The 8,385-nt window shown below is 72.1% G+C and carries 6 protein-coding genes; 3 read left to right on the top strand and 3 right to left on the bottom strand.

Features of this window, described 5'->3' with window-relative positions:
• The first annotated feature begins 202 nt into the window (after positions 1–202).
• Both ACFWGJ_RS38530 and ACFWGJ_RS38525 read left to right on the top strand, forming a co-directional pair.
• The gene (locus ACFWGJ_RS38530) at positions 203–973 is read left to right on the top strand and encodes an ABC transporter ATP-binding protein (RefSeq protein WP_387333613.1); all 771 of its coding nucleotides are present in this window, start codon (positions 203–205) and stop codon (positions 971–973) included.
• Positions 970–2,574, top strand: a complete 1,605-nt coding sequence (locus tag ACFWGJ_RS38525) for a transporter (RefSeq protein WP_387333612.1) — start codon at positions 970–972, stop codon at positions 2,572–2,574. The genes ACFWGJ_RS38530 and ACFWGJ_RS38525 overlap by 4 nt, the downstream gene beginning before the upstream one ends.
• Positions 2,575–2,750: 176 nt before the next feature.
• Here ACFWGJ_RS38525 and ACFWGJ_RS38520 read toward each other — a convergent pair whose 3' ends face one another.
• Positions 2,751–3,644 carry an alpha/beta fold hydrolase gene (locus tag ACFWGJ_RS38520; protein WP_387333611.1) on the bottom strand — a complete coding sequence of 298 codons (894 nt, stop codon included), beginning with the start codon at positions 3,642–3,644 and terminating at the stop codon, positions 2,751–2,753.
• Between the two features lie 771 nt (positions 3,645–4,415).
• Entirely contained in the window at positions 4,416–5,108 is a 693-nt protein-coding gene (locus ACFWGJ_RS38515) for a metal-dependent transcriptional regulator (protein WP_107015407.1), read from the bottom strand.
• 272 nt (positions 5,109–5,380) lie between these two features.
• Here ACFWGJ_RS38515 and ACFWGJ_RS38510 point away from each other — a divergent pair, with 272 nt between their 5' ends.
• Positions 5,381–6,139 (top strand): SIS domain-containing protein, encoded by a 759-nt coding sequence (locus ACFWGJ_RS38510; RefSeq protein WP_387333610.1) that lies wholly within the window; start codon positions 5,381–5,383, stop codon positions 6,137–6,139.
• Positions 6,140–6,392: 253 nt separating this feature from the next.
• Here ACFWGJ_RS38510 and ACFWGJ_RS38505 read toward each other — a convergent pair whose 3' ends face one another.
• Positions 6,393–7,769 carry a PAS domain-containing protein gene (locus ACFWGJ_RS38505; protein ID WP_387333609.1) on the bottom strand — a complete coding sequence of 459 codons (1,377 nt, stop codon included), beginning with the start codon at positions 7,767–7,769 and terminating at the stop codon, positions 6,393–6,395.
• Positions 7,770–8,385 lie beyond the last annotated feature (616 nt).

The following is an 8,385-nucleotide window of genomic DNA, read 5'->3' as shown; positions in this document are numbered from 1 at the left end:
GCTTTTGCCCCTTAAGGGGCAAAAGCAGGGGCGCAGCCCCGCTTTTGAGGGGCGCGGGGAACTGCGCGGCCGACCCCCACCGGCCCGCACGTACGCACAACGCGCAGCACCACCCCCCAAGGGGCGCGGGGAACTGCGCGATCAGCCCCCACTGGCCCGCACGTACCGACAGCGCGCGCCGGCGACCCGTATCGTGCCCGGCATGACGGTCGCGGTGCGTGTACACGGGCTCTGGAAGCGGTTCGGGGAGCAGATCGCTGTCGCGGGGATCGATCTGGAGCTGCCCGCGGGCCAGTTCATCGGCCTGGTCGGCCCCAACGGGGCGGGGAAGACCACCACCCTCTCCATGGTGACGGGCCTGCTCCGCCCGGACCACGGCACGGTGGAGGTCGTAGGGCACGACGTGTGGCGCGACCCCACCGAGGTCAAGGCCCGCATCGGCGTCCTCCCGGAGGGCCTGCGCCTCTTCGAGCGCCTCTCGGGCCGCGAACTGCTCGCCTACACCGGCCGCCTGCGAGGCCTCCCCGGCCAGGAGGTCGACAAGCGCGCCACCCAGCTCCTCGACGTACTCGACCTCGCCGGAGCCCAGCACAAACTGGTCGTCGACTACTCCACGGGCATGCGCAAGAAGATCGGCCTGGCCGCGGCCCTGCTGCACAACCCGGAAGTACTGTTCCTCGACGAGCCGTTCGAGGGCGTCGACCCGATCTCCGCGCAGACCATCCGCGGAGTCCTGGAGCGCTACACCGCCTCCGGCGCCACCGTCGTCTTCTCCTCGCACGTGATGGAACTCGTCGAGTCCCTCTGCGACTGGGTCGCGGTGATGGCCGCGGGCCGCATCCGCGCGCACGGCCCGCTCACCGAGGTGCGCGGCGAGGCGCCCTCCCTCCAGCAGGCCTTCCTGGAACTCGTCGGCGCGAACGGCCGCACCACCGGTTCCGACCTCGACTGGCTGGGCGGCGGCGCCCGGTGAGCGCCGCCTCCGTCACCTCCGTCACCCCCGTCGTCGTACGGCTGAAGCTGTCCCTCCTGCGCAACGGTCTGCGGCAGTCCTCCGGGCGCAGGGCCGCGTACGTGGCCTCCCTCGTCGTCGTGCTCCTGTTCGCCGCGCTCCAGCTCCTCGGCCTGATCGCGCTGCGCGGCCATCCGCACGCGCTGAACGTCACGGTGCTGCTGACGGCCGTCCTGGCCCTCGGCTGGGCCGTGATGCCGCTCTTCTTCCCCGGCGGTGACGAGACCCTCGACCCCACCCGCCTGGTGATGCTCCCGCTGCGTCCCCGTCCCCTCGTACGGGCCCTGCTGGTGGCCTCACTGGTCGGCATCGGCCCCCTCTTCACCCTGACCCTGCTGGTCGGCTCGGTGATCGCGACGGCCCACGGGGCGGCGGCGTACGTCACCGGCGTCGTCGCGATCGTCCTCGCGCTCCTGGTCTGCGTGGCCCTCGCGCGGGCCGTCGCGACCGCCAACCTCCGTCTGCTGACCAGCCGCAAGGGCCGTGACCTGGCCGTGCTGAGCGGTCTGGTGATCGCGGTGGGCGCCCAGGTCGTCAACTTCGGCGCGCAGCGGCTCGGTTCGTCGGGCCTGGCCACGCTGGACCCGGCGGTGGACGTCCTGCGCTGGGTGCCGCCCGCGTCCGCGCTCGGCGCCGTGGACTCCGTCAGCGAGGGCTCGTACGCCGTCGCTCTCGCCCAGCTCGCCCTGAGCGGCCTGACCCTCGCGGCGCTGCTGGGCTACTGGCAGCGGGCCCTCACCCGGCTGATGACCTCGCCGGACGGCTCGACCCTGCAGGCCGCCGAACCCGTACGGGACAAGGCGGGACGTACCTCCGGCCTCGGCCGGCTGCTGCCCGCGGGGCGCACGGGCACGGTCATGGCCCGCAGCCTGCGGTACGTGTGGCGGGATCCGAAGACGAAGGCGGCGTGGGTGACGTCGCTCGCGATCGGGCTGATCGTGCCGGTGTTCAACGCGTTGCAGGGGACCGGCTCGGTCTACTTCGCGTGCTTCGCGGCGGGGATGCTCGGCATCCAGATGTACAACCAGTTCGGGCAGGACACGTCCGCGTTCTGGATGGTCGCGATGACGATCTCCTCGACCCGGGACGCGTACGTCGAGCTGCGGGGGCGGGCGCTGGCCCTCCTCCTGATCACCCTCCCGTACACCGCGCTCGTCACCGTCCTGACGACGGCGCTGCTCGGCGACTGGGCCGCCCTGCCCGAGGTGCTCGGGCTGTCCTTCGCGCTGCTCGGCGCGATGCTGGCGACCGGCGCCTGGTCCTCGGCGCGTTTCCCGTACTCGATCCCGCAGGAGGGCTACAAGAACGTCGCTCCCGGGCAGGCGGGGCTGGCCTGGATCGCGATCTTCGGCGGGATGGTCGCGGCCGCGCTGCTGTGCGCGCCCGTCATCGCCCTCACGATCTGGCTGAACGTCTCGTCCACGGGCGAGAACTGGACCTGGCTCCTGCTCCCCCTGGGCACGGCCTACGGCACCCTCCTCACCCTGTCAGGCCTCCACCTGGCCGCCCCCCGAACCGCCCGCCACCTCCCAGAAATCCTGACAGCAGTAAGCAAGGGCTGACCCCGCTGCCCCCAGGGGCGCGGGGAACGGCGCAATCTTTTGTCTTTAGGCCGCAGGGAACGGCGCAGCCTTCCGCCTCCAGGGGCGCGGGGAACGGCGCAATCTTTTAAGGGGCGCGGGGAACTGCGCGACCAGCCCCCACCGGGCCCGCAGCCGGACGACACACCCCCCGCCCCCTACCGCAGCACGTCGTCCAGGAACGGCTCAACCGCCGCCCGCCAAGCCTCCGGCTGGTCGTAGTGGACGAGATGCCCCGCATCCACCACCTCCGCATACCGCCCATCAGGCAGCACCCGGACCATCTCCTGCGACTCGGCCCGCCCCAACTCCCCGTCGAGCCCGCGCACGACCAGCGTGGGACACCGCACCTGCGCCAGCTCCTCCCAGTGCGCGTCGTACACCCACGTCTCCCGCGACTTGAGCATCTGCTCGGGCTCGAAGACCGGCCGCCAGCCGTCCTCGTGCTCGACCATGACCTCGGCGTAGAACTCACCGCGCGAGGTGTTCGGCCGCTCCACCCAGGGATCGTCCTCGCCGAACCACTTCCGGACGTCCGCGAGCGTGGCGAACGGGACCGGCCAGGCCTTGAACCACTCCTCCCACTCGCGCTGGGAGGCCGCCCCGAGCGCCGAGGCCCGCATGTCGCAGATGACCAGGCCCCGCACCAGGTCGGGCCGTCTGGCGGCGAGCTGCCAGGCCGTCAGGGCTCCCATGGCGTGCCCGATGAGGACGGCCGGGGCGAGGCCCAGCTCCTCCAGAGCGGCCTCCGCGTCCTCGACGTACGCCCCGCGTGTGTACTCCGTCTCCGGCGGCTTCGCGCTCTGTCCGTGGCCCCGCTGGTCGAGCGCCACGGCCCGGTGCCGCTCGGCGAGCCAGCGGGCGGTGGACGCCCAGTGCGAGGCGCGGCCCATGAGCCCGTGGAGTAAGAGCACGCCGGGCGCCTGCTCGCTGCCGCCGGCCCTCGCCGTGCCCGCGCCGCCCCTGCCCGGATCGGTCTTGGGAGGGTCGGCGAACTCCCAGGCAGCGAGGCGTATCCCGCTCGCACCGGTCACGTCGATGCGCCGCACCATACGCTGGCACCCCCCTTGATCCGCTCGGCCGGCTCGTCCCGCACGAGCCCGCCGGTTCACCCGTACCGTTCGCCGTGCCGCTGCTCCTGCTGGTTGTTCCTGCGTAATCAGTGGTCGATCCGTCACCCATACGCTATCGAATGCGTATTCGAAAGTGGGCTTCTCGGCGGTAACACCCCTCCTTCGAGTGACCACGACCAAGGATTGACCGCCGCCGCCGAGGGGAGATCTTCAACGGGAGGCGGGCCGCTCGGGGAAAACGGTCCGAAGGGGATGACCCTGGGAGCTCGGGGCTCCGGGTCAGCACAGGGGAGGACAGGCCTCGGCGCCACCGGCCGCCGAGGCCCTCTTCACGTCCGCGGCACATCCTTGCGCCCCCTCCCCGACCGCGCGTCGGCCCCGCTGCCGTCCCGGTCCAGAGCCCTCAGGTCATATGCCTTTCGCGACAGCCTCGCACGGGAACGGCGCGTTCGCTGCGATTCCGCGCACTGAATCTCTGTTTCTGAGGGAACGCCGAGGTGGGGCAACTGAGGTGCGCGTGAAGGGAGTTGACGGAGTGTTTCGCGACGGGGAGAGGTGGCCGCGAGAGGCCCTGGTCATGGCCCCGCCTTCCGGCACGCTCCGCTGCGCGCCGAAGCGCACGACGGCGCCCGGACGGGCGTACGGAGATCCGCACGGCCAGCCCGGGAAGGACGCGCGGACGGCCCCGCCGCCCGTACGGGCCTGTGCGCTGTGCGCACAGGAGGCGACAGGCAGTAGTCCTGCTCGCTCCTACCGCTTCGCCACGAACACGTGGGACGCCACGTCCGACTCCAGCTCCGCGGCTTCGCCGCCGCTGCCCACGAGCACCCCGCCCGCGGACTCCGTCACGCTCACGACCGAACCGGGCTGTACGCCCGCCCGGCGCAGCGTGTACATCAACTGCGCGTCCGTCTGGATCGGCTCGCCGATGCGGCGTACGACGACCGTCTTGCCGTCGAGTCCCGGGTCGAGGTCGGCCAGCGAGACCATGCCCGCGTCCAGGAAGGGGTCCGCCCCGTCCTTCTCGCCCAGCTCCTCCAGGCCCGGGATCGGGTTGCCGTACGGCGACTCGGTCGGGTGGCGGAGCAGTTCGAGCACGCGGCGCTCGACCGCCTCGCTCATCACGTGCTCCCAGCGGCAGGCCTCCGCGTGCACCTGCTCCCACTCCAGACCGATCACGTCGACGAGCAGGCACTCGGCGAGGCGGTGCTTGCGCATCACGCGCGTGGCCAGCCGGCGGCCCTCCTCCGTGAGCTCCAGGTGGCGGTCGCTGGCGACGGCCACGAGACCGTCGCGCTCCATGCGCGCCACGGTCTGGCTGACGGTCGGCCCGCTCTGGTCGAGCCGCTCGGCGATCCGGGCGCGCATGGGGACCACACCTTCCTCCTCCAGCTCAAGGATGGTGCGGAGATACATCTCCGTGGTGTCGATCAGTCCGGACATACGTGCCCCTCGATTAGCTCTGCCGGAGGCTGGGTGGCTCACCGGCGTGTGCGCTGGCCCTGGCATCAATTCTGACGCATCCCACTGACAACCGTGCCGCGCCGTGGGAACCACGTGGTGACGAGTGCCTGCGCGATGCGGCCGGGCCCGGCGCACGGCCGGGTTGGAGAGGGACCCTCGTCACCCAGTGTCGCCCCTGCGGAGCGTATTGACACAGCAGTGGTCCAGACCGCAACGTGATCCGCGACACGACAGCGGAAGGGGCTTCGCCGATGAGCGACAGCAAGCTGGCCGGGCAGTTCTTCGACGCCGCGATCGGCCTGCTGCAGCGGGTACGGGACGAGGAGGCCGCGTCGATCGAGGCCGCCGGGACGATGATCGCCGACACGGTCGCCGACGGCGGGCGGCTGTTCGCCTTCGGCGCGGGGCACTCGTCGCTGGCCGCACAGGACCTCGTCTACCGCGCGGGCAGTCTCGCGCTGATGAACCTGCTCGCCGTGCCGGGCGCGGTCGGCGTCGACGTCATGCCCGCGACGCTGGGCTCCGCGCTGGAGCGGGTCGACGGGCTCGCGAGCGCGGTCCTCGGCGCCAGCCCCGCCCGCTCCGGGGACCTCCTGGTGGTCATCTCCCTCTCCGGGCGCAACGCGCTGCCCGTCGAGATGGCGATGAGTGCCCGCGCGCTCGGGCTCAAGGTCATCGGGGTCACGTCGGTCGTGTACGCGTCCGAGACGGCGTCCCGGCACGCGTCGGGGACGTACCTGAAGGACCACTGCGACGTCGTGCTCGACTCGAAGATCGCGATCGGCGACGCGGAGCTCAGCCTCGACACGATTGCGGCGCCCTTCGCTTCCGCGTCCACCGTCGTGACCTCGGCGCTCCTGCAGTCCGTCATGGCGACGGCCGCGGGTGTCCTCGCGGAGCGCGGGTTCGAACCTCCGCTTCTGCGGTCGGGGAACGTGGACGGCGGGCTGGAGTGGAACGACCGGGTGTTCGAGGAGTACGGGGACCGGATCTTCTACTGGCAGCGCTAGCCTGCCGGCCGGTGCGCCTTGAGTGCGGCGCTTCGCCCCTGCACCGGGCGCGTTGTCGAGTGCGGGTCGCTGGTGGCTGGTCGCGCAGTTCCCCGCGCCCCTGGAAGGCGGGGCTGCGCCCCTGCCCCCACGCGTTGCCGGGTGCGGGCCGCCCGTGGCCGGTCGCGCAGTTCCCCGCGCCCCTGAAAAGCCGGCTTCGCCGGGCTTTTCTTTTCAGGCCGGTGGGGGGCTGGGGGCGCAGCCCCCAGGGGGGTCACGTAAGGGTTGCCGCCAGGTCCAGGGCCGCCGCGATGCGGACGGCGACATCCTCCGCGTACGTCGCGTCGAACCGTTCGAACTGCGTGCGGCTGGCGCCGCGCAGGAACGTGACGACGCCCAGCGTCCGCCCACGGCTGCGCAGCACGACGCACAGCGCGTGCACCGAGTCGGCGGGCCACTGCCGGGCGACGGCCCAGTCGCGCGTACGGTCGGGCTCCGTCGACCCCGCACTGGCGCGCACGGAACCGATCCGCTCGACGCACTGCAGCGCCGGATGCCCGTCGGAGTAGCGCACGGGCAACCCGGCCCGGCCCGCGGGCAGGCTTGGCCCAGGTGCTCCGGAAGGCGTCGCGGGTCCCCGTACGAGCCGGACCGGACCCTCGCCGTCCGCCACCGAACCGCCGGCCACCCGGTCGATCAGCGCGTGGTCGGCGAACCCGGCCAGCGCGAAGTCGAGGTGGACGGACGCGGCCTCCGCGGGGTCCTCGCACTCGGCGGCGGCCCGCGCGGCCCGGTGCAGCTGATTCGTCCTGAAGCGCAGCAGCGCCGCTTCCTGCTCGGTCTGCTTGCTCTCGGTCACGTCCTGGAAGAGCCAGCCCACCCCGAGCGGAACCGGTTCCTCCGTGAGCGGTGAGGCGAGCCGCAGGAAACCGCTGCGCCAGCAACGGCGCTGCTCGCCCTCCGCGGTCCGCAGCGTCACCCACATCTCGGCGGGCGCCGGCGGCGCACCCTCCGCGAGGACGTGCGTGAGCGCGCTCTCCAGCTCCTCCACGCCCTGCGCGATCAACTCGCCCAGCGGGCGGCCCAGTACGGCCGTACGCCCCGTGCCGAGCGCCCGCGCGGCGTGTCCGTTGACCACGGCGGGCCGCAGATCGGCGTCGACGAGGACGACACCCCAGGAGGCGTCGTCGAACAGCGCCTCGCTGAGGGCGATCGACCGCTCCAGATCGATCTGCGCGTGCACCTCGCTGAAGGCGCAGTACACCCCGGCGGGCTTCCCGTCGGGGCCAGGAACGGCGGCCGACTGGGTCCGTACGAGCACCCGGCCGCCCTCCTTGGTGAGCAGCGCGAACTCGTGGACCTGCCGCCCCGGGGCCTGCATCGCGGACAGCAGCCGGCTCTCGACCTCCTCGGCGTCCGCGGTCCGCACGGCCCAGCCGGCGAACCCCTGCCGCCCGACCGCCTCGGCCGCGGTCCAGCCGAGGATCCGCTCGGCCTCGCGGTTCCAGTGCGTCACCACTCCGTCGGCGTCGAACGCGCACAGCGCCGCGTCCATCCCGTCGAGCAGAGCGGCCAGCAGATCGGCCCCGTCCCGCTCCGGCTCGTCCGGCCCGAGCTCGTCCGTGGTCCCACTACGCCGCGAAGCACTCACCTGGCACCCCCTGCAGGCCGTGTCGGCGTGTCCTGCGCGGTGTGCCCGCGCGTCTGTCCACTCACTACGAATCACTCACTAGGAATCATTCAACTCGAACGTGACGCAGCCCACATCTGGTTCCCGCAAGATTGCGGAAATCGTTGTGCGCGGGCACGTCACCCCCGGTCGGCCGGATCTCCGTCGTCCCGGCCCCCTCCACAAGATCGCTTCCCTCGTCGCCGCCGTCAACGCGTCGGAGCCCCGGAAAATCGGCGTCCCGGAAAATCACTTGAGCGCAGCCGCGACGGTTCCTAGTGTGTGTCGCACGCCGAAAGGAGGTGATCGGGTACATGTCTGAAACCCGGACCAGCGAGGTGGCTGCGGGCTAGCGGCCCGTCACCACACACAGTGCGGTGCCGGACCAGCGCGCGAGACGAGCGTGCAGCCGGCCCAATCTCAGCAGTCACCCGACCCGCGTGCTTGCCGGTAAGTCCGGCCGGCCCCCTCCTCGGAGGGGACCCGAGCACGCGGGTCGTCTGCGTTCCCACAGCGGCGGAACCCGGAAGGGACGGCCGCCACCGGGCCGTACCCGTTGTCGCGCGTGTCGCACATGTGGCGGCGCTCCCCGTGACCC

This window comes from Streptomyces sp. NPDC060205 (genome assembly GCF_042728395.1).
Taxonomy (GTDB): domain Bacteria; phylum Actinomycetota; class Actinomycetes; order Streptomycetales; family Streptomycetaceae; genus Streptomyces.
Note: the sequence above shows the minus strand (reverse complement) of the source record. Positions and strands in the feature narration are given on the sequence as shown.